The sequence below is a fragment of the Streptomyces actuosus genome (genome assembly GCF_016921115.1).
In the GTDB taxonomy this organism is placed as follows: Bacteria; Actinomycetota; Actinomycetes; order Streptomycetales; family Streptomycetaceae; genus Streptomyces; species Streptomyces actuosus_A.
Genome location: NZ_JAFFZS010000002.1, coordinates 206,816 through 231,133, shown reverse-complemented (window position 1 = coordinate 231,133; position 24,318 = coordinate 206,816). Strand labels below are relative to the sequence as shown.

The 24,318-nt window shown below is 69.4% G+C and carries 24 protein-coding genes and 1 pseudogene; 10 read left to right on the top strand and 15 right to left on the bottom strand.

Annotated elements, in window-relative coordinates:
- Positions 1-9 precede the first annotated feature (9 nt).
- Positions 10-246 (top strand): 30S ribosomal protein S18, encoded by a 237-nt coding sequence (gene rpsR / locus JS756_RS03995; protein WP_003949403.1) that lies wholly within the window; start codon positions 10-12, stop codon positions 244-246.
- Positions 247-264: 18 nt separating this feature from the next.
- Complete coding sequence (gene rplI, locus JS756_RS03990; protein WP_205381497.1) at positions 265-711, top strand: 50S ribosomal protein L9; 447 nt, start codon at positions 265-267, stop codon at positions 709-711.
- Between the two features lie 132 nt (positions 712-843).
- On the opposite strand, the gene JS756_RS03985 is transcribed toward rplI, so the two are convergent.
- Positions 844-2,181: an MATE family efflux transporter gene (locus tag JS756_RS03985; RefSeq protein ID WP_205381496.1), complete on the bottom strand. Its 1,338-nt coding sequence runs from the start codon at positions 2,179-2,181 to the stop codon at positions 844-846.
- Positions 2,182-2,640: 459 nt separating this feature from the next.
- On the opposite strand from JS756_RS03985, the gene dnaB reads away from it, so the two are divergent.
- Positions 2,641-4,119: a replicative DNA helicase gene (dnaB, locus tag JS756_RS03980; protein ID WP_205381495.1), complete on the top strand. Its 1,479-nt coding sequence runs from the start codon at positions 2,641-2,643 to the stop codon at positions 4,117-4,119.
- Between the two features lie 306 nt (positions 4,120-4,425).
- On the opposite strand, the gene JS756_RS03975 is transcribed toward dnaB, so the two are convergent.
- The gene (locus JS756_RS03975; RefSeq protein ID WP_205381494.1) at positions 4,426-4,992 is read right to left on the bottom strand and encodes a dihydrofolate reductase family protein; all 567 of its coding nucleotides are present in this window, start codon (positions 4,990-4,992) and stop codon (positions 4,426-4,428) included.
- Positions 4,993-5,256: 264 nt separating this feature from the next.
- Positions 5,257-5,718: pseudogene (locus tag JS756_RS03970) on the bottom strand (FAD-dependent oxidoreductase); the annotation flags it as partial.
- A gap of 35 nt (positions 5,719-5,753) precedes the next feature.
- On the opposite strand from JS756_RS03970, the gene JS756_RS03965 reads away from it, so the two are divergent.
- A complete protein-coding gene (locus tag JS756_RS03965) occupies positions 5,754-6,365 on the top strand; it encodes a TetR/AcrR family transcriptional regulator (protein WP_307790306.1) in 612 nt (203 codons plus the stop codon).
- Positions 6,366-6,861: 496 nt separating this feature from the next.
- On the top strand, positions 6,862-8,250 hold the full coding sequence (locus tag JS756_RS03960; protein ID WP_205381493.1) for a serine hydrolase domain-containing protein: 1,389 nt from the start codon (positions 6,862-6,864) through the stop codon (positions 8,248-8,250).
- 66 nt (positions 8,251-8,316) lie between these two features.
- Here the strand turns inward: JS756_RS03960 and JS756_RS03955 are convergent, their stop codons facing one another.
- The 8 genes from JS756_RS03955 to JS756_RS03920 form a co-directional block, all read right to left on the bottom strand.
- Positions 8,317-8,769, bottom strand: a complete 453-nt coding sequence (locus tag JS756_RS03955) for a GNAT family N-acetyltransferase (RefSeq protein ID WP_205381705.1) — start codon at positions 8,767-8,769, stop codon at positions 8,317-8,319.
- 37 nt (positions 8,770-8,806) lie between these two features.
- On the bottom strand, positions 8,807-9,280 hold the full coding sequence (locus tag JS756_RS03950) for a MarR family winged helix-turn-helix transcriptional regulator (RefSeq protein WP_205381492.1): 474 nt from the start codon (positions 9,278-9,280) through the stop codon (positions 8,807-8,809).
- Positions 9,281-9,410: 130 nt separating this feature from the next.
- Complete coding sequence (locus JS756_RS03945; RefSeq protein WP_307790304.1) at positions 9,411-10,292, bottom strand: GNAT family N-acetyltransferase; 882 nt, start codon at positions 10,290-10,292, stop codon at positions 9,411-9,413.
- Positions 10,293-10,457: 165 nt separating this feature from the next.
- Complete coding sequence (locus tag JS756_RS03940; protein WP_205381490.1) at positions 10,458-10,940, bottom strand: NUDIX domain-containing protein; 483 nt, start codon at positions 10,938-10,940, stop codon at positions 10,458-10,460.
- 99 nt (positions 10,941-11,039) lie between these two features.
- The gene (locus JS756_RS03935) at positions 11,040-11,945 is read right to left on the bottom strand and encodes a LysR family transcriptional regulator (protein ID WP_205381489.1); all 906 of its coding nucleotides are present in this window, start codon (positions 11,943-11,945) and stop codon (positions 11,040-11,042) included.
- Between the two features lie 229 nt (positions 11,946-12,174).
- Positions 12,175-13,326 carry a cystathionine gamma-lyase gene (locus JS756_RS03930; RefSeq protein ID WP_205381488.1) on the bottom strand — a complete coding sequence of 384 codons (1,152 nt, stop codon included), beginning with the start codon at positions 13,324-13,326 and terminating at the stop codon, positions 12,175-12,177.
- A complete protein-coding gene (locus tag JS756_RS03925; protein WP_205381487.1) occupies positions 13,323-13,811 on the bottom strand; it encodes a low molecular weight protein-tyrosine-phosphatase in 489 nt (162 codons plus the stop codon). Before JS756_RS03925 ends, JS756_RS03930 begins: the two co-directional genes overlap by 4 nt.
- A 5-nt stretch (positions 13,812-13,816) precedes the next feature.
- On the bottom strand, positions 13,817-14,194 hold the full coding sequence (locus tag JS756_RS03920; protein ID WP_205381486.1) for a phage holin family protein: 378 nt from the start codon (positions 14,192-14,194) through the stop codon (positions 13,817-13,819).
- Positions 14,195-14,264: 70 nt separating this feature from the next.
- Here JS756_RS03920 and JS756_RS03915 point away from each other — a divergent pair, with 70 nt between their 5' ends.
- From JS756_RS03915 to JS756_RS03900, 4 genes are all read left to right on the top strand, one after another.
- Positions 14,265-14,582 carry a cupin domain-containing protein gene (locus JS756_RS03915; protein WP_205381485.1) on the top strand — a complete coding sequence of 106 codons (318 nt, stop codon included), beginning with the start codon at positions 14,265-14,267 and terminating at the stop codon, positions 14,580-14,582.
- A 171-nt stretch (positions 14,583-14,753) separates the two neighbouring features.
- Complete coding sequence (locus JS756_RS03910; RefSeq protein WP_205381484.1) at positions 14,754-14,966, top strand: DUF5326 family protein; 213 nt, start codon at positions 14,754-14,756, stop codon at positions 14,964-14,966.
- Positions 14,967-15,302: 336 nt separating this feature from the next.
- The gene (locus JS756_RS03905; RefSeq protein ID WP_307790301.1) at positions 15,303-16,028 is read left to right on the top strand and encodes an IclR family transcriptional regulator; all 726 of its coding nucleotides are present in this window, start codon (positions 15,303-15,305) and stop codon (positions 16,026-16,028) included.
- 98 nt (positions 16,029-16,126) lie between these two features.
- Positions 16,127-16,573 carry an SsgA family sporulation/cell division regulator gene (locus JS756_RS03900; protein ID WP_205381482.1) on the top strand — a complete coding sequence of 149 codons (447 nt, stop codon included), beginning with the start codon at positions 16,127-16,129 and terminating at the stop codon, positions 16,571-16,573.
- Between the two features lie 79 nt (positions 16,574-16,652).
- Here JS756_RS03900 and JS756_RS03895 read toward each other — a convergent pair whose 3' ends face one another.
- Positions 16,653-18,047, bottom strand: a complete 1,395-nt coding sequence (locus JS756_RS03895) for a YibE/F family protein (protein ID WP_205381481.1) — start codon at positions 18,045-18,047, stop codon at positions 16,653-16,655.
- Between the two features lie 249 nt (positions 18,048-18,296).
- On the opposite strand from JS756_RS03895, the gene thiC reads away from it, so the two are divergent.
- Positions 18,297-20,105, top strand: a complete 1,809-nt coding sequence (gene thiC, locus JS756_RS03890; protein ID WP_240203211.1) for a phosphomethylpyrimidine synthase ThiC — start codon at positions 18,297-18,299, stop codon at positions 20,103-20,105.
- Positions 20,106-20,286: 181 nt separating this feature from the next.
- Here the strand turns inward: thiC and JS756_RS03885 are convergent, their stop codons facing one another.
- The 3 genes from JS756_RS03885 to JS756_RS03875 form a co-directional block, all read right to left on the bottom strand.
- Entirely contained in the window at positions 20,287-21,150 is an 864-nt protein-coding gene (locus JS756_RS03885) for a hypothetical protein (protein WP_205381480.1), read from the bottom strand.
- A 190-nt stretch (positions 21,151-21,340) separates the two neighbouring features.
- Positions 21,341-22,429 (bottom strand): metallophosphoesterase, encoded by a 1,089-nt coding sequence (locus JS756_RS03880; protein ID WP_275892648.1) that lies wholly within the window; start codon positions 22,427-22,429, stop codon positions 21,341-21,343.
- A gap of 407 nt (positions 22,430-22,836) precedes the next feature.
- Entirely contained in the window at positions 22,837-23,949 is a 1,113-nt protein-coding gene (locus JS756_RS03875; RefSeq protein WP_205381478.1) for a LacI family DNA-binding transcriptional regulator, read from the bottom strand.
- Between the last annotated feature and the right edge of the window lie 369 nt (positions 23,950-24,318).

Below are 24,318 nucleotides of genomic sequence, written 5' to 3'. Positions count from 1 at the left end.
AGAAACACCATGGCGAAGCCGCCTGTGCGCAAGCCGAAGAAGAAGGTCTGCGCTTTCTGCAAGGACAAGGTCACGTACGTGGACTACAAGGACACGAACATGCTGCGGAAGTTCATTTCCGACCGCGGCAAGATCCGTGCCCGCCGCGTGACCGGCAACTGCACGCAGCACCAGCGTGACGTCGCCACGGCCGTGAAGAACAGCCGTGAGATGGCGCTGCTGCCCTACACCTCCACCGCGCGCTAAGGGAAGGGTGACCGACTCATGAAGATCATCCTCACCCACGAGGTCTCCGGCCTCGGTGCCGCGGGCGACGTCGTCGACGTCAAGGACGGTTACGCTCGCAACTACCTGATCCCGCGGAACTTCGCGATCCGCTGGACCAAGGGCGGCGAGAAGGACGTCGAGCAGATCCGTCGCGCTCGCAAGATCCACGAGATCCAGACCATCGAGCAGGCCAATCAGGTCAAGGCCCAGCTCGAGGGCGTGAAGGTCCGCCTGGCCGTCCGCTCCGGCGACGCCGGCCGTCTCTTCGGTTCCGTCACCCCGGCCGACGTCGCGTCCGCGATCAAGGCTGCCGGCGGTCCCGAGGTCGACAAGCGTCGCATCGAGATCGGTGCGCCGATCAAGACCCTGGGCGCCCACGAGACGTCCGTGCGTCTGCACCCCGAGGTGGCCGCCAAGGTCAGCGTCGAGGTCGTCGCGGCCTGATCGCCGTACCGGCGTGAACAGCTGCGGAAACGGCCGCACCCTACGGGGTGCGGCCGTTTCCTTTTTCGCCTCGCCTGCCGGACGGGTACGTGCTGTGGCAGTTTCACGTGAAACGGGTGCGGCGGGTGACGGTCATCGCGTCGCTCCGGTCACCAGCCAGCGACCCGAGCGGGCACGCAGCCAGAGCGTCAGCATCCGAACGGCCATCATCAGCGTCATCGCGGCCCACACGGCGGTCAGACCACCGCCCAAGGCCGGTACGAGGAGCGCCGCGGGAGCGAAGACGGCCAGGGTGAGCAGCATCGCCCCGGCCAAGTAGGGCCCGTCGCCGGCGCCCATCAGAACGCCGTCCAGGACGAAGACGATCCCGGAGATCGGCTGGGAGAGCGCCACGATGACCAGGGCGGGCAGCGCCGCCCCGGTGACCGCGGTGTCGCTGGTGAACAGCGGCAGAAACACGGGCCGGGCCAGGATCACCAGCACTCCGAGGACAACACCGGCGGCGATGCCCCACTCCACCATGCGGCGACAGGCGTTGCGTGCCCCCATGGTGTCGCCTGCTCCGAGATACCGCCCGATGATCGCTTGCCCGGCGATGGCGATGGCGTCGAGGGCGAATGCCAGCAGGCTCCACAGTGACAGGATGATCTGGTGGGCGGCGACGTCGGCGTCCCCCAGGCGGGCGGCGACAGCCGTGGCGATCAGCAGAATCGCCCGCAGCGACAGTGTGCGCACCAGAAGCGGTGCACCGGCGTGGGCGGAGGCCCGTATCCCTGCGGCGTCGGGACGCAGCGAGGCGCCGTGCCGGCGCGCACCGCGCACGACGACCCGCAGATAGACCACTGCCATGGCGCACTGTGCGATGACGGTTCCCCACGCCGACCCGGCGATGCCGAGGCCTGCGCCGTAGACGAGGGCGGCGTTCAGTGCGGCGTTGGCGACGAAACCCGCGACCGCGACGTAGAGCGGCGTCTTCGTGTCCTGCAGCCCTCGCAGAACGCCCGTCGCGGCGAGCACGACGAGCATGGCCGGGATGCCGAGCGCAGAGATGCGCAGATAGGTGACGGCGTACGGGGCTGCTGTGGACGAGGCGCCGAAGAGGTCCACGAGGCCGGGCGCTGCGGGCAGAGTGAGGACGATGACGGCCGCTCCCAGGAGCAGAGCCAGCCAGATCCCGTCCATTCCCTGACGGATCGCGGCCCGGAGGTCGCCGGCGCCGACTCTGCGGGCCACGGCCGCTGTGGTGGCGTAGGCGAGGAACACGAAGACACTGACGGCTGTCGTGAGCAGGGCGGAGGCGATACCGAGCCCGGCGAGTCGGCGGGTGCCGAGGTGGCCCACGATGGCGCTGTCGGCCAGGACGAAGAGAGGCTCGGCGACGAGTGCACCGAAGGCCGGGACAGCCAGCGCGATGATCTCTCGGTCATGGCGGCGGCGGACGACCTGGGGTGCCGGGGGAGCCTGTGTCATGGGCATCAATCTAACCGTCCACAGGTAAGTGATGCAACGTGCTTGTGGCCCTTACTTGCCCTCTTGTTGTGCGTCCTTGTGCACACAGCTCGAAGTGATCTTGATCCTTCTGGGCAACTTTTTCTTCTGCACAGTCGGTGGATGTTGAAGTGCCAGGTCAGAGGCGTTCTTGCGGCGGCAGCGCGACCTTGTTCACAGCACTGTCCACCGGGTCGTACACAGGTTTTGTGGAGTTCTCCACAGCATCCGGGCCGTCATCCACATGCCCTGTGGATAACCAGATTGGCTGACGGTGCCCGCAGGCCTACCGTGGTCCGGCGCCCGCTCCGTGTACCGGTTTTCAAAACGTCACAAAACCGGCCCGCTGGAACCGGAGTTGGGCCCCTGATTTGTCAGTGCCGTGCCGTAGAAATGAGGGGCACGGCGAGGTCCGCTCCGCGGACGGGAGGAGGTGGCTCGGTGAGCATTTCCGAGCCCTTGGACGACCCGTGGGCCGACAGCGGTCCCAGTGATCGTCTGCCCGCCTCCCGTCGGCGCGGTGACGGCGGCCGGGGCCGCGACGAGCAGCACGATCGGGGGCGGGACAACGGCGCCTGGGAGGGCGCCGGATCCGCCTTCGAGCGCCTTCCGCCGCAGGACCTCGAAGCCGAGCAGTCGGTCCTCGGCGGCATGCTGCTGTCCAAGGACGCCATCGCCGACGTCGTCGAGATCCTCAAGGGCCACGACTTCTACAAGCCCGCCCACGAGACGATCTTCCAGGCGATCCTCGACGTCTACGCCAAGGGCGAGCCGGCCGACCCCATCACGATCGCCGCCGAGCTGACCAAGCGCGGCGAGATCAACAAGGTCGGCGGCGCCTCCTACCTGCACACCCTCGTCCAGACGGTGCCGACGGCGGCCAACGCCGAGTACTACGCGGAGATCGTGCACGAGCGGGCGGTCCTGCGACGCCTCGTCGAAGCCGGCACCCGCATCACGCAGATGGGCTACGCCGCCGACGACGACGTCGACGAGATCGTCAACCGAGCCCAGGCCGAGATCTACGCCGTCACCGAGCAGCGCACCAGCGAGGACTACCTGCCGCTCGGCGACATCATGGAGGGCGCCCTCGACGAGATCGAGGCGATCGGCTCGCGCAGCGGCGAGATGACCGGCGTGCCCACCGGATTCACCGACTTCGACTCCCTCACCAACGGACTGCACCCGGGCCAGATGATCGTCATCGCCGCGCGTCCCGCGATGGGCAAGTCGACGCTCGCACTGGACTTCGCGCGGGCCGCCTCGATCAAGAACAACCTGCCGAGCGTGATCTTCTCGCTCGAAATGGGCCGCAACGAGATTGCGATGCGCCTGCTCTCCGCCGAGGCGCGCGTCGCCCTGCACCACATGCGCTCGGGCACGATGACGGACGAGGACTGGACTCGTCTGGCCCGCCGGATGCCGGATGTCTCGGCGGCCCCGCTCTACATCGACGACTCCCCGAACCTGTCGATGATGGAGATCCGAGCCAAGTGCCGCCGCCTCAAACAGCGCAACGACCTCAGACTCGTCGTCATCGACTACCTCCAGCTGATGCAGTCCGGTGGCTCCAAGCGCGCCGAGAGCCGGCAACAGGAGGTCTCGGACATGTCCCGTAACCTCAAACTGCTCGCCAAGGAGCTGGAGCTCCCGGTCATCGCGCTCTCACAGCTCAACCGTGGCCCCGAACAGCGCACCGACAAGAAGCCGATGGTCTCCGACCTGCGCGAGTCCGGCTCCATCGAGCAGGACGCCGACATGGTCATCCTGCTGCACCGCGAGGACGCCTACGAGAAGGAGTCCCCGCGCGCCGGTGAGGCCGACCTGATCGTCGCCAAGCACCGAAACGGCCCGACGGCCACGATCACCGTGGCCTTCCAGGGCCACTACTCCCGCTTCGTGGACATGGCCCAGACCTGATCCGAGGGACTGCGGGGTCTCAGATTTCGCGGCACAACCTCAGACCCGGCGGCACGTCGGTGGCGCCTATGCCGTCTTCTTGAGACGCGCTGGTCGAGGAGTTCACCCTCTCGGGCGAGAGAGATTCCGGCCCGCTCTGCCCGCCCATGGCATTCTGAGTCGATCCCGCAGGCCGGTGGCACAGCGGCGCGAAGCGCCCCCTTGATGGGCGGTGGTCGGGCCGGCGGGTGGGAGCGCTGAGGTGCTGCTCCCCGCACCGCTGCGCACATCGCTTCGAGACAATCCCCAGCGCGTGGGTGCTGCTGCTCAGCGCCTCGTCTCGTACCTGGTCAGGACCACGCCGCCGGGAAACGTCCGCGTCTCCACCAGCTTCAGGTTCACCCAGCTGTCCAGCGCGGTGAAGAACGGCGTGCCGCCGCCCACCAGGACCGGATAGGCGGCCATCGCGTACTCGTCGATCAGCCCGGCGCGCATGGCCGCCCCGGCGAGCGTAGCGCCGCCGATGTTCATCGGGCCGCCGTCCTCGGCTTTGAGCCGGGTGATCTCGGCGATGGCGTCGCCGGTGACCAGGCGGGTGTTCCAGTCGACCTTGTCGATCGTCGAGGAGAACACCACCTTCGGCGTGTCCCGCCAGTTCCGCGCGAACTCGATCTCCTCCGGGGTGGCGCCCGGCTGCTGGTCGCCGGTCGGCCAGTAGGAACTCATCGTCTCCCACAGCTTGCGCCCGTACAGCGACAGGCCACTCTCGCGCTCCTGGTCGAGCCACCACTGGAACAGCTCGTCGCTCGGCGGCCCGCTCCAGCCGATGTCGTCGCCGGCCGCGGCGATGTAGCCGTCCAGGGTCAGGTTCATGCCGTAGATCAGTTTCCGCATGGCCCAGCCTTCCGTCCGTGGGTGTCCGGCGTACAGACCAGCGCGGCGCGGGAAACTCATCGGTGCGCGATCTGGGGCTCGCCGGTGGTCCTCGTGCTCGGGACTCAGCGTGGTGTACTCGGCCGACTCGGGCAAGCCGCCTGATCTCTACCTCGCCCTCGCGAGGAAATGCCACGGAGTTGAGACTGATCACGGGTGACAAGGCCCTGAGACAGCCAACACGCCCAGGTCACAGCACGACACGTAGGTCGCCGCGGTGAGAACCTACAGCCTTGCAGGGGCCCGGATTCCGCCAGGTTGGAAGAAAGCGAGCATTTTCTGGGCGGCGTCCGGCGACGTCAGCAATTCCTGCATGCCCGCGGACATCCGGGCCGCAGCGCTGGTGCGTTCGAACTTCTCGCGTTCGTATGCTTTGACGGCGGCGGGAAAGTCGTCCGGGTGCGCGGTCGGCGCAAGACCGAGCAGGGCGCCGTCGAGCAGCGCCATGTTGGCCCCCTCTCCCACCGGTGGCATCAAATGCGCGGCATCGCCGAGCAGCGTGACGCCCGGCGTCGACGGCCAGGTCAGGCCGATCGGGAGAGTGGTGATCGACCGCGGCACGATCGTGTCGTCGCAGGCCGCGATCAGCGCGGTGATCCGTGAGTCCCAGCCGGGGAGCAGGTCGATCAGCCGCGCCCGGGCGGCGGCCGGGTCAGCGAACGGGAATCCGCTGGCGGCGAACCAGTCGACCCGTGCCGGCCCCGCTCACCCGAGAGCGGATCGTGCAAGCAGCGATCCAGCTGGCCGACGCGGACGGCCTGGAGGCGGTGTCGCTACGCAAGGTCGCCGCTTCGCTGGGCGTCGGGCCGATGCGGCTGTACAGCTGCATCGCCAGCAAGGAGGAACTGCTCGACCTGATGGTCGACGCGGCCTATGCCGAGATCCGGCCGGTCGGAGACGGCTGGCGAGAGGTGCTGCGGTCTCTTGCCGAAACCACGCGGCAGGCAGTTCACGAGCACGAACCGCTCGCCGACCTGCTCGGTGGCCGACCGCAGCTCGGGCCGCACGCGCTGGCCAGAGGGGAGGCTGTGGTGGCCGCGCTGGACGGCGTTGACGTGGACGCGATCATGCCGGTGGTCACCGCGGTCGACGCGTATGTGATCGGCGCGGTGCGTCGGGAGATTGCCGAGCGGCGTGCCGAGCGGGCCACCGGGATGGACGAGAAGCGCTGGCAGGCTTCACTCGGGCCCTATCTGGAGCGGACCTTCGCCACTGGCCGATTCCCCGCGCTGGGCCACGGTGGTGCGCGATGCCGCCCACCTGGACGCCGACCACACCTTCCGGATCGGCCTCGACTTCCTGCTCGACGCATCGAAGCCCGCATCTCAAGGTGACGTGCGGCCGAAGGGCCAGGGACAGGTACCGCTCATAGCCCCGGGTCGGCGCCGACCCGTTCAGACGACGCATCTCGCCGAAGCGCGGAAACTGAACAAATGCCACGGAAGTGAGAGTCAAGCCGTGCTACATCCCGTGAGACAACCCAGGGATCCGCTGGTCAGTTGAGATCACCATGCCACGCGACGTGAGACCCTACAGGGATTCCAGGTTCTCGAGAGCCGCGCCGCGTTCTCATGGCTGACCATGCGTCAGGTCAGGGCAAGGCCGCGCCGGAGACGGGTGGCGACGAGGCGCACTCGTGCTTCGGGTCACCCGACGGACTTACGCGGGCACGCGCAGGTAACGGCGCGGATCTGAGACCGGCAGCGCCTGACGCGACGTGAGGTGAGGAACGAGAAGCCGGTGGACGAGTGGCACCCTGGTGCACGGCACGCCGGGGCCCGCGGGCTTGTGCGCTCGACGCGTGGGCCCGGGGCGGGGTGGACTGTACGCATGACGACTTCTCAGCAAGAGCTGCTTCCGGCCACACGGCGTGCGCTGCTGCACCGGATCGCGGTGGCTCAGAGCGAAGGGCGCGCGCCGTCACTCGTGGCCGCCGTCGTACGGGGCGGGCAGCGGGTGTGGGACGGTGCGCGGACATCGGTCGACGGTCACGCTCCGGACGCGAACACGCAGTACCGCATCGGCTCGATCACCAAGACCTTCACCGCGGTACTCGTCCTGCGGCTGCGCGACGAGGGGCTGATCGACCTCGACGACCCGCTGGAGGAGCATCTGCCGGGCACCGGGGCGGGGGAGGCGACGATCGCCGATCTGCTGGCGCACACCGGTGGCCTGGCGGCTGAGTCGTCGACGGGGCCGTGGTGGGAGCGCAGCCCCGGTTCCTTGCGCCCGGAGCTGTCGGACGTTCTGGGGGAGCAGCCGCATCGGCATCCGGTGGGGCGGCGGTTCCACTACTCGAACCCCGGCTACACCTTGCTGGGCGCCCTCGTGGAGCGGCTTCGGGGTGCCCCGTGGGAGGATGCCCTTCAGCGAGAAGTGCTCCGTCCGCTGGGCCTTGAGGGGACGAGCGTACGGCCTCGCGCACCACATGCGGGCGGCTGGGCGGTGCACCCGTGGGCCGATGTGCTGTTGCCGGAGCCCGCGCAGGACTTCGGGCGGATGGAGCCGGCCGGGCAGCTCTGGTCGACCACCGGCGATCTGGCACGCTTCGCGACCTTCCTGGCCGAGGGCGACGACCGGGTGCTGGGTGCCCAGAGCGTACGGGAGATGCGGACTCCGGCTGCGCCTCCCGAGGCTGCGGATCTGGCGGACGGGGTCGCCTACGGCCTCGGGATGCAGCTGCAGCACCGGGACGGTCGTCTGCTCGCCGGGCACAGCGGATCGGTGCCGGGCTTCCTGGCGAACCTCAGCGTCAGTGTCGCCGACGACGTCGCGGCGGTGGTGCTGACCAACTGCACCTCCGGACCCCAGGTGTCCGCCGTGGCAGCCGATCTCGTCCGCATCGTCGCTGAGGCCGAGCCCTGGATTCCCGAGCCGTGGCGTCCGCTGGGGCAGGTCGATGCGGCCGTGCTGGAGCTGGCAGGGCCGTGGTACTGGGGGACGAACGGGTTCGCTCTGCGTCCGACGTCCGACGGTCTGCTGGCGCTGGACCCCCTGTCCGGCAGCGGCCGGCGTGCGCGGCTGCGGCCGAACGGTGACGGCACGTGGACGGGGCTCGACGGTTACTTCGCCGGTGAGTTGCTGACGGTCGCACGGCGGGCGGACGGGGCGGTGGACCACCTGGACCTGGGAACGTTCGTCTTCACGCGCCAGCCCTACGAGGAGGGGACAGCCGTGCCGGGCGGCGTCGACCCGGAGGGATGGCGCGGCATCGGGTAAGCGGTACGGAGAGGCGACGGACCGCCCGAGGGGGCTGTTTCACGTGAAACAGCCCCCTCGCCCCCGTCACAGCGACAACTTGAAACCCACGTGCGACGCGGTGAACCCGAGTCGCTCGTAGAACCGGTGGGCATCGGTGCGGGACGCGTCCGAGGTCAGCTGCACGAGTTGGCAGCCCTCGCTGCGGGACCTGTCCACGGCCCACTCGATCAGCCGGGAGCCCAGGCCGTTTCCGCGTTCGTCGGCGTGGACGCGGACACCTTCGATGATCGACCGTGTGGAGCCGCGCCGGGACAGTCCCGGGACGATCGTGAGCTGGAGGGTGCCGACGACGCGGTCGCACCGTACGGCCACGATCACATGCTGGAGCGGGTCGGTGCTGAGCCGCTCCAGCGCTGCCCGATACGGCGCCAGGTCGTTCGGTGTTTCGCGCTGGGCGCCGAGCGGGTCGTCCGCCAGCATCGCGACGATCTCCGGGATGTCGCCCTCGGCGGCGGGTCGTATGTCCAGGTCACCGATTCCGGGGCGTGGTGCATGATCTCCCATGCGCCGCACTCTATGCGGGCACCTTCCGGCCGGCCACGTCGAGCGACTCCACCGCCCGGACCAGCGGGGCGAGTTCGGGGTTCGTCGCGGCCTCGCCGAGTGCTTCGCGCAGAGCGGCGTCGTGGGTGGACCTGGCCGGTCGCAGGAGTGCGAGGCCCGCCTCGGTGACGTTGGTGTAGATGCCGCGGCGGTCAGTGGGGCACAGACAGCGCTCCAGCAGCCCGCGATCCTCCAGGCGGGTCACCAGGCGGGTGGTGGCACTCTGGCTGAGGACGACGGCGTCGGCGACCTGCTTCATCTGGAGGTGGCCTCCCTCGCCGTCGTGCTGGCGGCTGAGCACGTCGAGCAGCGAGTACTCGCGCACGCTCAGATCGTGTCCTGTGTGCGGGGCTCGCTCGAGATGTGCGTCGATCTTGCCGTGGAGCAGGGAGAGCACGCACCAGCCCTGGGTGAGGTGGATGATCGCGGGGTCCGTCGCTGTCATGGCGTTTCCATCGTCCCGGAGCGGCTCAATCCAGCGTAGGGCGGTGATGCAATTGACCGCGGTGGCGCATAGCGCGCGCATGCAACCATTGCACTGCCCCCGCCGGCCGGCTTCCCTCCTGCCGGCCGGGTCAGACCGCGGCCACCGTCACCGGGGCGAACCTCCTGCGCCAGTCGCCCGGAAGCTCCGTGATGCCGAGGCTCATGACCGCGTTGAAGGCGACAGATGCGAGGCCGTGCTGCTTGAGCCAGGTCAGCAGTTCCTCGTGCCGTACGTCGATGTCGGTGCGCAGCGGGCGGTCGCTGTGGGCGGCCAGGGAGTTCACGAGGGCCTGAGCGGTCCGGGTGTCGTGGGCGATGAGCGGTCCGACGACTTGCGTGTGCATGTTGGGCCAGGCTGCCGCGTAGCCCGTGATCCGGCCGCGTTCCTCGGCGACGTGCAGTAGGTCGGCGAAGGCGGGCAGCCGGGTGACGATGGGGGTCCGATCGGTGCCCAGCACTTCCTCGTCGAGGCGGAGGATCGCCGCGAGGTCCTCGGCGGTCGCGGCTCGGGTGGTGATGCCCGAGCCGATGCCTTCCAGGTCGGTGTCGTCCGGGCAGAAGCGTCCGAGCACCATCTCCGTCCGGCCGATGACCTTGAAGCCGAGCTCCTCGTAGAGCGGGCGGCCGTACGGGGTGGCATGCAGGGTCATGGGCGTGGTGCCCATCTCGGCGAGGACGTGGCGCATCATGTGGCGGCCGATGCCCTGACGGGCATACCGCTCGGCGACGAGCACCATTCCGATCGCGCCGAGATCGGGCCGCTGTTCCGGCCCGTAGCGTGTGACGATGCAGGCGCTGACGAGTCCGCCGTCCGGGTCGTCGATGCCGTAGCCGCGGCCGGCGGTGAGGAGGAAGCCCCACTTGTGTTCCTCGCGCGGCCACCCCCGGTCCTCCGACAGGTCTGCGCAGGCAGTGAGGTCGCGAAGCGTCAGGCGACGGATGGGCAGAGCGGCAGGAAGGGCAGTCGGCACGCAGGCCAGGCTGTCCGACCGGAGGCCTCCGCGTCCACCCGTTTCCCGAGGGACGGACGTGCTTTTGGCCACGTGGCGACCCAGCGGGGACACCGCTGCCAGGCGGGCGCCCCCACAGGCGGCGCGCACGGGAACCGCCACCATCGGTATGCGGCGTCGGCCGGGTCAGCCCAGGTCGGGGGCGTGCATCGCCCGGACACCCTCGATGTTTCCGTCGAGATAGTGCCGCAGTGACAGCGGTACGAGATGGACGGAGGCGATACCGACGCGGGTGAACGGCACCCGGACGATCTCGTACTCGCCGGCGGGCTCGTCCATCTCCGGGCCGTGCCGAAGTGAGGGGTCCATGGACTCCAGATGGCAGACGAAGAAGTGCTGGATCTTCACCCCCGTCGCGCCTCCGTCCGCTCCGATGTGTTCGACGGTGTCGACGAAGCAGGGCACGACATCGGTGATCTTGGCGCCGAGTTCCTCGTACACCTCGCGGTGCAGGGCGTCGACGACAGTGGGGTCTTCGGGCTCGACCCCGCCCCCGGGGGTCACCCAGTAGGGGTCCACACCGGGCTTGGTGCGCTTGATCAGGATGAGGTCGTCGCCGTCCAGCAGAACGGCACGCGCGGTGCGCTTGACCACGGGTCGGACGGTCATGGGAGAAATGTGGCCCGGCCGGTTCCACGTGAAACATCTGGGCACGTTCCACGTGAAACATCGCGAAAGGTGACCGGGTGAGCTCGCCCTGTGACGGCGTCAGGACCAGTCGGCCGCCGCGCGCAGCAGCCAGTCATGGGCCCGCGCGATGTGCGGCATCGCGAGGGTGCCGGTGCGAACCGCCAGGAAGTACGTGCGCAGCGGCGGCACTGCCGGCTCGTGCAGCGCGACGACGTCACCATGCTCCAGGGCGGCGTTGCACAGATAGCGGGGCAGTACCGCAAGCCCGGCGCCCGCCGCGGCACAGGCGAGGACGGCGCGCAGATCCGGGACGATGACGGTGCCCGAGGCAGCCGGTCGGCTGTCGAAGACCGATCCCCAGTAGCGGGAGACAAAGGGAAGCGACTCGTGCACCTCGACGACCGGGACACTCTCCAGGAACGGTGCGTCCCTGGGAGGTTCCTTCCCGGTGCCGAGCCGGTCTGCCCAGCGCGGGGCGGCGACCAGGACATGCTCCTCGTCGCACAAGGGGGTCGCCGTGAGCAGTGTGCCGCGGGGCCGGGTGGTGCTGATGACCAGATCGTGGTGCCCGGCGGCCAGTCCCTCCAGGGTTTCCTCGGCGGTGCCGAAGGAGGCGCGCAGCGCGAGACCCTGGCCGTCGTCGCCGGTCAGCTCCGTGAGCACGGGCAGGGCCCGCTCGGCGGTGAACTCCAGCGGGCCGGCGAGATGCAGTGTGCCCAGGGCGGACTCGTCGTCGAGACCGGTCTCGGCGATCTCCACCAGGGCGTCCAGATGCGGGGCCGCCTTGTGGGCGAGTTCGTCACCGATACTCGTCGGAGTCACGCCGCGGGCCTGCCTCAGGAACAGGGGGCGCCCCAGTTGCCGTTCCAGGGTGCGGATCTGTGAGGTGACCGCCGGCTGGGAGAGACCGAGCAGGGCCGCCGCGCGGGTGAAGGAGCCGGCCCGGTGCACGGTCACAAAGGTGCGCAGCAAGGCCAGATCCATAGCGCACCCTCCCTCGTTGCCGCCCGTCCCCGCAGCCCCCCGGCCCTGCCCAACTATAAATAAGTCGATAGGTCTCTGTCGCTACCGTGATTGGACACTGACACACGGTCAACTAGCCTTGTTCGCGCGGTTCTTCGCGCGCAGAACCGGGACGGTCCGAGCCACGAGGGGGGAGGCTCGGACCGTCCGATGTGCGTAGCGGGACTCCTGTCTGCCCGCGGCCGAGCGGTCAGCGTGCCGACTCCCTGAGCGCACGCAGCACATCCGCCACCAGGTCCTCGGGATCCTCCGCGCCGATCGACAGGCGGATGAATCCTTCCGGCACGGCGTCGCCGCCCCACCGCCCACGCCGTTCGGCCGTGGAACGCACCCCGCCGAAGCTCGTGGCGTCGTCGACGAGCCGCAGCGCGTCGAGGAAGCGGTCGGCATGCGCGCGCGAGGACAGCACGAACGAGATCACACAGCCGTAGCGGTGCATCTGCTGTGAGGCGATCTTGTGCGAGGGGTCGTCGGGAAGCCCGGGATAGCGCAGCCCGGTCACCTCCGGCTGCTCCCGCAGGGCCTCGGCCACCTTCAGGGCCGTGGCGTTCTGCCGATCGACCCGCAGCTGGAGCGTGGCGATCGAGCGGTGGGCGAGCCAGGCCTCCATGGGGCCCGGGATCGCGCCGACGATCTTGCGCCAGCGGCGCACGGCGGCCATGGCCGCGGCGTCCCGCCCGACGACGTACCCGAGCAGGACGTCCCCGTGGCCGGTGAGCTGCTTGGTGCCGCTCGCCACGGCGAAGTCGGCCCCCAGCGCCAGCGGGCGCTGCCCGAGCGGCGTCGCCAGCGTGTTGTCGACGGCGACCAGGGCGCCGCCCGCGTGGGCTGCCTCGACCAGGCGTCGTACGTCGCACACGTCCAGCCCGGGGTTCGACGGCGACTCGATCCACAGCAGCTTCGCGCCGTCCAGGACCTCCAGTTGTGCGTCACCCCCGGTCGGGGCGGTGCGCACCTCGACGCCGTACGCCTCCAGTTGGGCGCGTACCAGGGGCAGCACCTGGTACCCGTCGCTGGGGAGCACCACCGTGTCCCCTGCCCGCATCTGGGAGAAGAGCACGGCGGAGACGGCGGCCATGCCGGAGGCGAAGACCAGCGTCTCGGCTCCCTCGGCGCCGGGCGCCTCCAGACCGCCGATGGCCCGCTCCAGCAACGTCCAGGTCGGGTTCTCGTCCCGGCCGTACGTGTACGGGCCCGTCGGGTCGCCTGGCAGGTGGAAGTGGGCGGCGAACGCCGGGCCGGGCAGCGCGGGCTCGTGCTTGACCGGCTCGGGCAGCCCGGCCCGCACGGCCCGCGTGCCCTCCCCGGTGCCGCCGCCCTCTGCCCACGCCGGGTCATTCATGCCGCCTGCCCTTCCACGTGCTCTCGTACCGCGGCGAGCAGACCGTCGCTCGCCGCCTCCACCATCTCAAGGCACTCCTCGAAGCCCTCCGGGCCCCCGTAGTAGGGGTCGGGCACCTCCAGGTCGTCGGCCGCGGGATCGTACGACCGCATCAGGCGCACCTTGGCCGTGTCCTCCTCGGTGGGGGCCAGGCGGCGCAGGGCCCTGAGATGGCCGGAGTCCAGGGCGATCACCAGGTCGAGCCGGGAGAACCACGACGGCTGGAAACGGCGGGCGGTGTGTTCGGTGCCGTAGCCGGCCCCGTCGAGGACGGCCACGGTGCGCGGGTCGGCGCTGTCGCCCTCGTGCCAGCCGCCGGTTCCGGCGCTGTCGGCCTCGATCAGGTCGCCGAGTCCGGCCTCCGCCACCCGCGCGCGGAAGACGGACTCGGCCATCGGGGAGCGGCAGATGTTGCCGGTGCAGACGAAGCAGACGCGGTAGGTCATGAAATTCAGTCCCCGTCGGGCAGGATGACGTTGAGTGCCCAGGAGACGACCGAGATGATCAGACCGCCCACAACGGCGGTCCAGAATCCGTCCACATGGAAGCTCAGACCGAGCTGATCACAGGCCCACGACGTCAACAGCAGCATCAGGGCGTTCACGATGAGCGTGAACAGCCCGAGCGTCAGTATGAACAAGGGGAAGGTCAGCACTTTCACGATCGGCTTGACCAGGGAGTTGACCAGGCCGAAGACCAGGGCGACGAGAAGCAGAGTGCCGATCTTCCTGCCCGTGCTGTCACCGGTCAGGGTGATCTTGTCGAGGAGCCATACGGCGACCGCCAGGGCCCCCGCGTTCGCGATCGTCTTGACTACAAAATTCTTCATGTGTCTGATCGTGGCAGACGGAATCGGCCATGAGCAGATGTGAGTACGGAAACGAGGGCGGACAACGGCGATGAAAGCATTCCGGTTGGACGAGCTGGAGGCGGAGCGGGCTGCCAACGACGGCGCCTACCTCCAGTTCCTGCGGGAGCGGAACATGTCGGTCGGCCTGTACGCGCTCGACGCCGGGGAGCACGACCCGCAGAAGCCGCACCGGCAGGACGAGGTGTACTTCGTCGTCAGCGGCCGTGCCTCGCTCACCGTCGGTACGGAGACCACCCAGGTGGCGCGGGGCAGCGTGGTCTACGTGCCGGCCGGAGAAAGCCACCGGTTCCACCACATCAGCGAGGACCTGAGGGTACTCGTGGTCTTCTCTCCGCCCGAGAGCTGAGCCGGAGTCTCCGGGTTCCCTAGGGGACCGGTCAGGGGGAGACAAGGGGTGCGAGGCCCCCGCGAGCCCCTGCCCGCGCCCTAGCATCGAGGCAGGACAACAGGAACACCCGGCGAACACCGGGTTCGGCGGCCCGGCACAGGAACGGGCGGAAGGGTAGAGGCGAGAACAATGCGGGAGATCTTCGCGGGACTGCCGTGGTGGGTGAAGTGGGTCGCGGTGCCCGTCATCGCCCTGGTCGTGTTCGGAAGCGTCATAGCGACCGTCGTCGGCTTCGTGATCGGCCTGCTGTTCAAGCTGCTGATCTTCGTGGCCCTGGTCGGCGGACTGGTCTACATCGTGCGGAAGTTCGTCTCGAGTTCGTCCTCGCGCGGCGACTGGTGAGGGGTGCGGGCGACCGCTGATCGCCGGGAGGAAGCGCCGGTTCCCTCGGCCGGGGGAAGTTTTCCGGACAGGACATCTGTGGGGCGCGGCTGACGGTTAAAGTCCGGAACCCGATGCGGGGGCGCCCCCTCGCTCGGTGTTCACCTCCGCACCCGTGTTCCCCCGGCACGGGCTCCCCTCGCGCATCGGGAGTGATCCTTGGCCACGGTCGGCACCGCACCCACGGAACGGTACGCACCCCCCGCCCAGCCGCGTGCCTCCGCGCCGCCGCGGCAGCGGCCCGGCCCCCCGGACGCCCCAGCGCAGCCGCACGCCCCGACGACACTGATCAGTTCCGTGCAGCGCGCGATGCGCCTGCTGGAGGCCGTCGCCGGGCACGAGCACGGCACCACCGCCAAGCACCTGGCCCGCGAGACCCGTCTCGCCCTTCCCACGGCCTACCACCTGCTGCGCACCCTGGTGCACGAGGGCTATCTGCGGCGCGACAAGGGGCTGTTCTTCCTCGGTGAAGCCGCCGGGCGGCTCAGCAGCGGGGTGGCGGCGCAGAAACGTCGCAGCACCATCGCCGAGGCACTCGCACGCTGGCGGGATTCGATCGGTGTGCCCGTGTACTACGCCCTGTACCGGGAGGGCGAGATCGAGGTCATGTGCGTCTCCGACACCCCGGGCAACCCGGCGGTCGAGGAGTGGGCCGACTTCCGTGAGACCGGTCACGCGCACGCGATCGGGCAGTGCCTGCTCTCCCAACTCGACGAGGACGCCCGCCGCGACCACCTCGATCGCTACCCGGTGCAGGCCATCACCCCGTACACGGTGTCCGACAACGGCACGCTGCTGCGGCGCCTGGACCGGATGCGGCGGATGGAACCCGTGATCGAGCGGCAGGAGTACGCGCTGGGGACCGTGTGCGCCGCGATTCCGATCACCGTGGGCACCACGGCCGCGACCATGGCCATCTCCCTGCCCCACGACCAGGCAGACCAGCTGATCCCCGCCGCCCGCACACTTCAGGACGAGGTCGGCCGACTGTTCGGCACCCTCGCGGTCTCTATCAGCATCTGAAAACTTACTCCTTGTGATCTGCCATGTACTTTCAGCAAGATTTCACCAGTGTCAAGGGGTTCATCCCAGCCAGTCGACGGCAGATGACGGGGTAGGCGATGCGGGAGTCCGCACAGGCAGTACACGCAGAGGTCATGATGAGCTTCCTGGTGTCCGAGGAGCTCTCCTTCCGCATCCCGGTGGAGCTGCGCTACGACACCGGTGATCCCTATGCCGTGCGGCTGACCTTCCATCTGCCCGGTGATGCCCCGGTGACCTGGGCGTTCGGCCGTGAGCTGCTGATCGACGGGCTGGGTCGGCCCTGTGGGGAGGGCGACGTGCGGGTCGCTCCCGTGGAACCGGACACCCTGGGTGAAGTGCTGATCCGACTCCAGGTCGGTAGCGACCAGGCGCTGTTCCGCGCCTCCTCGGTACCGCTGGTCGGCTTCCTGGACCGCACCGACAAACTGGTACCGCTGGGGCAGGAGGGATCCCTGGCCGACTTCGATGCCCATCTCGACGAGGCACTGGACCGCATTCTGGCCGAGGAGCAGAGCGCGGGCTGAGCCGGCGGCACGGGTGGCGGAAGTTCCTTGCGGCCAGAATGATGCAGGAACGCTTCCCCAGTGGGCCGGGCCCCTCCGATCAGCGCTTCCGCCGCCGCCCGCGGCCACCGCGCACCGGGGCCCCGCCTGTCGTCGTGCCGCTCGCCGCAGACCCCGGACGGTCCGCCGAGACCACCAGCGCCGCCAGCGCTGTGGTGACCGGTACAGAGGCGACCAGACCGATCGAGCCGATCAGCGTGCGGACGATCTCCTCGGCGACCAGTTCGCTGTTGGCGACCGCCCCCACGCTGCTCTGCGCGATGGAGAAGAGCAGTAGGAGCGGCAGCGCCGCACCCGCATAGGCCAGAACCAGCGTGTTGACGACGGACGCGATGTGGTCCCGCCCGATGCGGATACCTGCGCGGTACAAAGCGCGCCAGCCCATCGACGGATTGGCCTCGTGCAGTTCCCAGACCGCCGAGGTCTGCGTGACCGTCACGTCGTCCAGTACGCCCAGCGATCCGATGATGACGCCGGCGAGCAGCAGACCGCTCATGTCGATCGACGGGTACAAGCCGTGGATCAGACCGGTGTTGTCGTCGGTGTTGCCGGTGAGGGCAGCCCAGCCGATGAACAGCGAGCCGAGGACGCCGATCAGCAGCAGGGAGACGAGCGTGCCGAGTACGGCCACCGATGTCCGGGCCGACAAGCCGTGGCACAGGTACAGGGCGATCAGCATGATGGCGCTCGCTCCGACGACCGCCACGAGCAGCGGGTTCGACCCCTGCAGGATCGCCGGCAGGATGAAGAGGTTCAGCACCAGGAAACTGATGGCCAGCGCGACCAGAGCCATCACGCCCCTCAGCCGCCCGACCAGCACGACGGCGAGCGCGAAGACACCGGCGAGCAGCGCCAGCGGGAAGCGGCGGTTGACGTCGGCCACCGAGTACTGCAGCTCCCTGGGAGCAGAGGGCTCGTAGGCGACCACGACCTCCTCGCCCTGGTGGAGTTGGCGGGACTGGTCCGGCTGCACGATCTCGGTGAACGTACGGCCCCGGTCCTTGCCGGAGTCGACACGGATCGTCGCCTTCCTGCAGGTGCCGCCCGCCCGCTCCTGGGTGGACGGCACCCCGGTGCCGGAGACGCTCCCGACCGTTGCGCCCCCCGAGGCGTTGACGGACGTGCAGCTCACGTCGACGACCGCGGTGACCGTCGCCTGCTGCGTCTGCCGGTCGAAGCCGACGCCCGTGCGCGCGTGCGCCGGCGCGCCACCGGGCCACAGCACGGCGAGCCCGACCACCACGGCAGCGGCGAACGGGATGAGGACAGCCGCGATGACTTTGCGCAGGTGCCGTGAGACGGGCGCGGCCGGACCGTGGCTGTGGCTGTGGCTGTGCGAGTGGCGGTGCCCACCCTCGGGTCCGGGATGCGAGTGGCCGTGCCCACCCTCGGGTCCGGGATCCGGGCGATACGGGGGCTGGTCTGTCGTCGTCACCGACCGATCATCGCAACAACGAGGGGGGCCCTCTGTTCACCGCGCCCGAACTGACGCTAGCGTGGAGGCACCTTTGCACACGCGGGAGCTCGGAGCACCGGGCTGAGAGGGCGCTGACCTTCGTCTTTGCGATGTTTCACGTGGAACGTCACGTCACGGTGACGTTCCACGAGGAACGTGGAAGACGATGACCGCTGCGTCGACCGCCGAACCTGTTACCGGGTAATGCCGGCGTAGGGAGTAGGTCTCATGACCAACAAGGACGCACGCACGCCTGCCTCCACGCAGATCCAGGCCGACGGATCTGTCGACGCACCGTCGAACGGGGAGGCCGGGAAGTCCATCGGCTGGCACAAGGCGTACGTCGAGGGCGCACGCCCCGACCTGCGGGTGCCGGTCCGTCAGGTGCATCTCACCAACGGGCAGTCCGTCACGCTGTACGACACATCCGGCCCATACACCGATCCACTCGTCGACACAGATGTCCGCAGGGGCCTGCTGCCGCTGCGCGAGAACTGGATCATCGCCCGCGGCGACACCGAGGAGTACGCGGGACGTCCCGTCCGCCCCGAGGACGACGGCATCAAGCACACCTCGCCGCGCGGCGGCCTGCGCAATCTCGACGCGGTCTTCCCCGGCCGCCCGCGCCAGCCGCGTCGCGGCCGTGACGGCGCGGCTGTGACGCAGCTCGCGTATGCGCGACGCGGGGAGATCACACCCGAGATGGAGTTCGTCGCCATCCGGGAGAACGTCTCCCCCGAGGTCGTCCGCGAGGAGATCGCGGCGGGTCGGGCCGTGCTGCCCGCCAACGTCAACCACCCGGAGATCGAGCCGATGATCATCGGCAAGCGGTTCCTGGTGAAGGTCAACGCCAACATCGGCAACTCCGCCGTGACCTCCTCCATCGAGGAAGAGGTCGAGAAGATGACCTGGGCCACCCGCTGGGGCGCCGACACGGTCATGGACCTGTCCACCGGCCGGAACATCCACACGACTCGCGAGTGGGTGCTGCGCAACTCCCCCGTCCCCATCGGCACCGTGCCCCTCTACCAGGCACTGGAGAAGGTCGACGGCAAGGCCGAGGAACTCACCTGGGAGATCTACAAGGACACCGTCGTCGAGCAGGCCGAGCAGGGCGTGGACTATATGACCGTCCATGCGGGGGTGCGCCTGGCATACGTGCCGCTGACGGCCAACCGCAAGACCGGCATCGTCTCGCGCGGCGGCTCGATCATGGCGGCCTGGTGCCTGGCACACCACAAGGAATCGTTCCTCTACGAGAACTTCGAGGAACTCTGCGAGATCCTCGCCGCCTACGACGTCACCTACTCCCTCGGTGACGGCCTCCGGCCCGGTTCGATCGCCGACGCCAATGACGAGGCCCAGTTCGCGGAGCTGAGGACCCTGGGGGAACTCAACCGCGTCGCCAGGCGTTTCGATGTACAGACGATGGTCGAGGGCCCGGGCCACGTCCCGATGCACAAGATCAAGGAGAACATCGACCTTCAGCAGGAGATCTGCGATGAAGCTCCGTTCTATACGCTCGGACCGCTGACGACGGACGTCGCGCCGGCGTACGACCACATCACGTCCGGCATCGGTGCGGCCATGATCGCCTGGTGGGGCACGGCCATGCTCTGCTATGTCACACCCAAGGAGCACCTGGGCCTGCCCAACCGCGACGACGTCAAGACCGGTGTCATCACCTACAAGATCGCCGCTCACGCAGCCGATCTCGCCAAGGGACATCCCGGCGCGCAGGCGTGGGACGACGCGCTGTCCGACGCCCGCTTCGAGTTCCGGTGGGAGGACCAGTTCAACCTCGCCCTGGACCCGGACACGGCACGGGAGTTCCACGACGAGACCCTGCCGGCCGAGCCGGCCAAGACCGCCCATTTCTGCTCGATGTGCGGGCCGAAGTTCTGCAGCATGAAGATCTCGCAGGACATCCGCCGCGAGCACGGCTCAAGCCAGGCCGACATCGAGGAGGGCATGGCGCAGAAGTCCCAGGAGTTCGCCGCCGCGGGCAACCGGGTCTATCTGCCGATCGCCGACTGACGGCAGGTCAAGAGGGGTTGTGCCGGGGGGCGCGGGCGGGCACGGGGCCGGCCGGGTCCTTGCGGGCACGTCCGCCGCACCGCTCACGCGGCTGCCGGTGTCGTAGAACCCGGTCAGTCGCGTGCGGGGCGGCCGTCCGTTCGGCCTGCGCCACCGCTGGGCGGAGGCGCAGGCCGGCGGGCTATTCCGGCTGGTGCTCCGGGCCCCCGAAGTCCGGACTGCTGAAGTCGGGGCTCGTGAAGCTCGGGCGCGGTCCCGTGGAACCGTCCTCGGGACTGCTGAACCCCGGACGGTCGTACCCCAGCCGCGGCATGCGGCCGATCGGCGCCGACGGTGCCGCACGATGCACGGCGGCTGTGGTGCCGGGGTCGGCGAGGGCCTCGTGCAGGAACGGCAGGATGCCCCGTTCCAGGAGGGCCTCGCACCAGGCCTCCTTGGCCCGGGCCACCTCCTCGTCCAGCTCGCCGTAGGGCCCGGACGCGCGGGAGGGCCGGTTGCGCAGGGCGGTGATCAGCAGTCCGACCGTGGCGACGAGGATCGCGGCAGCGGTGAGGGCGCCGAACACCCATCCGGCGGTGAGCATGGTCTGGGCGAACGCCGGCTCGGGGTCGAGCATCTTCAGGATGTAGCCCACGAGCAGGAAGATCGCCGCGGCGGTCCCGGCGAGGACCGGGGCGAGGACGGCGACGACGGCCACGGCGCCCGCGCCGGCGGTCTCGGCGACCTCACCCATGGTGGTGGCGAGGCCCATCGCGCCGCCCGGTTCCGCCGCGTCGGACGCGCGGCCGGAGGCGGGGGCGGACGGCGCCGGACGGCGCACTTCCTCGCGGATCTTGACGTAGTGCTGGTACTCGGTCGTCGCCGCCGCGGTGATGAGTGCGGTGGCGTTCAGCGCCATGGTGCGCAGTTGCTCGGGGTTGAGCCGCTGTCCGACAGCGGCCGGTTCCGGTCGGTTCGGTGCGGAGCGCAGCGCCTCATCGAGGAGCCGCTCGTACTCCTGGCGGTCCTCGCTCAGCAGGTGCTGCGGAACGCTGTTCATGTGCATCCCCCGATGCTCCGTAGGGCTTGGGGCTCGCATGACGAACGAGCCGTCGGGCAGAAACGGAGGGGAGCCTGCTACGGATAAGCCGATGGTAGAGCCGTCATGCCACAGGGTGACAGGGGGTTTCCACAAATTCGCCCCCGGCCTGCGCCGTTCGCCCTAGGCCGACCGGGGGCGTGGGCCCTGTGAACGATCAGATGTCCAGGGGAAGTTGCTGCACGAGCAGCTTTCCGGCCATCGTCACGCCCCCGTCCATCGCGATGGCGAGGCCGTCGGCGTAGACGTGTGGGCCTGCGACGACCGGGCCGGAGCCGTCTTCGCCGTCCTCGGATCCCACCTCGCCCAGCAGGTACGGGATGGGGCTGTGGCCGTGCACGATGCGCGTGCCGCCGTAGGTGTCCAGCAGCGAGCGCACGGCGTCGGGTCCGCCCTCGTCGCGGAAGGAGAACCGCCGGGTGAACTTGCGGAACAGGTCCCAGACCTCGTCGGCGTCGTTACGGGTGAGGGCCTCGCGGACGGTGTCGTTGACCTCTTCGATCGACGAGCCGTAGTCGAGGTAGGCGGTCGTGTCCGAGTGGACCAGAAGGTGGTCCTCGACCTCGGTGAGCGCGTCGAGGCGGGCCATCCACTGCAGGTGGTGGTCCTGGAGCCGGTCCATGTCGCTCTTCTGGCCGCCGTTGAGCAACCAGGCAGCCTGGAAGGTGGCGGTGCCGGCACCGGAGTTGACGGGGGTGTCGCCGAACCGCTTGGCGCCCAGCAGCAGCAGCTCGTGGTTGCCCATGAGGGCCTTGCAGTAGCCGCCGGCCGCGGCGGCCTCGGCGGACAGTCGCATCACGAGGTCGATGACGCCGATGCCGTCGGGGCCGCGGTCGGTGAAGTCGCCGAGGAACCACAGCCGGGCGGTGCCCGCACACCACTGGCCGGCGGCGTCGATCAGGCTTCTCTCCTGCAGCGCGGCCACCAGCTCGTCGAGGTAGCCGTGCACGTCGCCGACGACGTACAGGGGGCCGGGGCCGTCGGCCGACTGCGGTGCCGGTGCGGCGGGCGCCGGGTCGACGGGCACCTGAAGGGTGTCACCCCTATGGATGACGGGCAGGTCGCGCTGGGTGGGGGTGTATCCCTCCGGGGCGTCGCCGAGGCCCCCGGCGTCGTCGGGAGGAGTGCTGTGGGCATACGGACCGGTCTCGTGGACGTACGCGGGCACCCGAAAGTCGCGCAACGTCGCCGTCCGCTCCGTTTCGGGTCCCTGACCGGCCCCCTGAGTCATCGACCCCTCCACCATCGCGCCGCAGCTGCACCGCTTCGGACTGCCTGGTCGCAGCGGCCCGCGGTGTCGTGGGCCCATCATAGGAATGCGGATCGTGCCGTGTGATGACCCAGGGGTGGTGAATCGGAGCAAGACTCCAGTTCATCGCGGCTTTCGCCCCGTTTGGGAAGGGCTTTCCCCGCGTGTGAGGACGCGAGACCGCACCCGGGTGCCGACACGGCGGCCGCCGGACCCGGCGCGCAGACCCCACGGCCCGGCCGGGCGGCCGGGAGCGGGCCGGGCGCCTTGCCCGGCCCGGGCGGGGCGGCTGCCGGACCGCTCCGGCGGTGTTCCTGCCGTCCCGGCCGGGCCGCCCGATCCACGCGGCCCGCCGGTGCCGTTTCCTGCCGCCTCGCCCTGCCCTCGGCCCTGGGACGCAGGGCCTACCCCTCCTCGTGGGTCCGGGGCGGGCTGACCGTCGTGCGGGGCGGACGGCGCTGGGACGAGGTACGGATGATCAGCTCCGTCGGTATCACCTGCTCGACCGGCTGGTTCGAATCCACGCCCTCGATGGCGTCGATGAGCAGTTGGACCACGGCCGTGCCGATGCGCCGCGGCTTCAGCGACAGCGTCGTGATGGGCGGTTCGGTGTTGGCGTACACGGTGGACTCGCTGCAGCAGACCAGCAGCAGGTCCTCGGGCACGCGCAGTCCGTAGCGGCGGGCGGCGGCGAGCAGGTCGGTGCCGTTGGGGTCGAACAGACCGTAGACGGCGTCGGGCCGGTCGGGCCGGGCGAGCAGCCGGTCGGCGGCGACGGCGCCGGCGCAGGGGTCGTGCGCGGGGTAGGCCTCGTACACCGGGTCCTGGCCGACGCGCTCGCACCAGCGCAGGTATGCGGTGGTCGACAAGTGGGTGTAGGTGTCCGTCGTGGTCCCGGTCAGCAGGCCGATGCGGCGGGCGCCGGCGTCGGCCAGGTGGTCGAGGATGCCGAGGACGGCTGCCTCGTGGTCGTTGTCGACCCAGGCGGTGACCGGGAGTGTGCCGGCCGGACGGCCGTCGGAGACGACCGGCAGACCCTGGCGGATCAGTTCGCTGACGACGGGGTCATGGTCGGAGGGGTCGATCACGACGGTGCCGTCGAGTGCGACGTTCGACCACACATCGTGACGGGAGGTGGCGGGCAGGATCACGAGGGCGTAGCCGCGGGCGAGCGCGGCCGAGGTGGCGGCGCGTGCCATTTCGGCGAAGTACGCGAATTCGGTGAAGGTGAAAGGTTCATCCCCATATGTCGTCACGGTCAGTCCGATGAGACCCGACTTGCCGGTACGGAGGGTACGGGCGGCGGCCGAGGGACGGTAGCCCAGCCGGTCGGCGACCTCGCGGACGTGGCGTCGGGTGGCATCGGGGAGCCTGCCCTTGCCGTTCAGGGCATCGGAGACTGTTGTGATGGAGACTCCGGCGGCGGCGGCCACGTCCCTGATGCCCGCTCTGCCCGGCCGGCTGCCTCGGCGTGAGGTTTCCGCGCGGCTCACCTGGTGCTTCCCTGCTGCTGTCATGGCGAGCCGATAGTAGGGCTCATGCGGTGGGGTAGGGCGGACGCATATGCACTCGTCAGCATGTACGTTTCTGCAAGGTAACATCCCGTCAGATCCCTTTGAAATAAAGGAAGTTAAACCTTTCTAAGTGTGGACGTGTCCTCTTGACGCGCATGAGCCTGCCAAGTCCGTGATGTTGCGAAGAGGTCTCAACTCACCTGCACGAGGGATGCGCGCCACGGCGTGAGCCACCGGCGCATAGATATATGTGTAGCGCGCCCCCCGATTCGCACGCCTTCGTGCGCGTTCATGCGGTGATGCTCGTGATGCACATGAGGTGAGAGGGGTTTGCCGCGCACCTGTACGCAGGCGGGCCGAATCCTCATAAGG

Bases quoted from the DNA above. Each gene is read 5' to 3' on its own strand.
- rpsR (WP_003949403.1), top strand. From the start codon at position 10: ATGGCGAAGCCGCCTGTGCGCAAGCCGAAGAAGAAGGTCTGCGCTTTC.
- rplI (WP_205381497.1), top strand. From the start codon at position 265: ATGAAGATCATCCTCACCCACGAGGTCTCCGGCCTCGGTGCCGCGGGC.
- JS756_RS03985 (WP_205381496.1), bottom strand. From the start codon at position 2,181: ATGACACAGGCTCCCCCGGCACCCCAGGTCGTCCGCCGCCGCCATGAC.
- JS756_RS03975 (WP_205381494.1), bottom strand. From the start codon at position 4,992: ATGCGGAAACTGATCTACGGCATGAACCTGACCCTGGACGGCTACATC.
- JS756_RS03960 (WP_205381493.1), top strand. From the start codon at position 6,862: ATGACGACTTCTCAGCAAGAGCTGCTTCCGGCCACACGGCGTGCGCTG.
- JS756_RS03950 (WP_205381492.1), bottom strand. From the start codon at position 9,280: ATGACAGCGACGGACCCCGCGATCATCCACCTCACCCAGGGCTGGTGC.
- JS756_RS03940 (WP_205381490.1), bottom strand. From the start codon at position 10,940: ATGACCGTCCGACCCGTGGTCAAGCGCACCGCGCGTGCCGTTCTGCTG.
- JS756_RS03935 (WP_205381489.1), bottom strand. From the start codon at position 11,945: ATGGATCTGGCCTTGCTGCGCACCTTTGTGACCGTGCACCGGGCCGGC.
- JS756_RS03930 (WP_205381488.1), bottom strand. From the start codon at position 13,326: ATGAATGACCCGGCGTGGGCAGAGGGCGGCGGCACCGGGGAGGGCACG.
- JS756_RS03925 (WP_205381487.1), bottom strand. From the start codon at position 13,811: ATGACCTACCGCGTCTGCTTCGTCTGCACCGGCAACATCTGCCGCTCC.
- JS756_RS03920 (WP_205381486.1), bottom strand. From the start codon at position 14,194: ATGAAGAATTTTGTAGTCAAGACGATCGCGAACGCGGGGGCCCTGGCG.
- JS756_RS03915 (WP_205381485.1), top strand. From the start codon at position 14,265: ATGAAAGCATTCCGGTTGGACGAGCTGGAGGCGGAGCGGGCTGCCAAC.
- JS756_RS03910 (WP_205381484.1), top strand. From the start codon at position 14,754: ATGCGGGAGATCTTCGCGGGACTGCCGTGGTGGGTGAAGTGGGTCGCG.
- JS756_RS03900 (WP_205381482.1), top strand. From the start codon at position 16,127: ATGCGGGAGTCCGCACAGGCAGTACACGCAGAGGTCATGATGAGCTTC.
- thiC (WP_240203211.1), top strand. From the start codon at position 18,297: ATGACCAACAAGGACGCACGCACGCCTGCCTCCACGCAGATCCAGGCC.
- JS756_RS03885 (WP_205381480.1), bottom strand. From the start codon at position 21,150: ATGCACATGAACAGCGTTCCGCAGCACCTGCTGAGCGAGGACCGCCAG.
- JS756_RS03880 (WP_275892648.1), bottom strand. From the start codon at position 22,429: ATGGTGGAGGGGTCGATGACTCAGGGGGCCGGTCAGGGACCCGAAACG.
- JS756_RS03875 (WP_205381478.1), bottom strand. From the start codon at position 23,949: ATGACAGCAGCAGGGAAGCACCAGGTGAGCCGCGCGGAAACCTCACGC.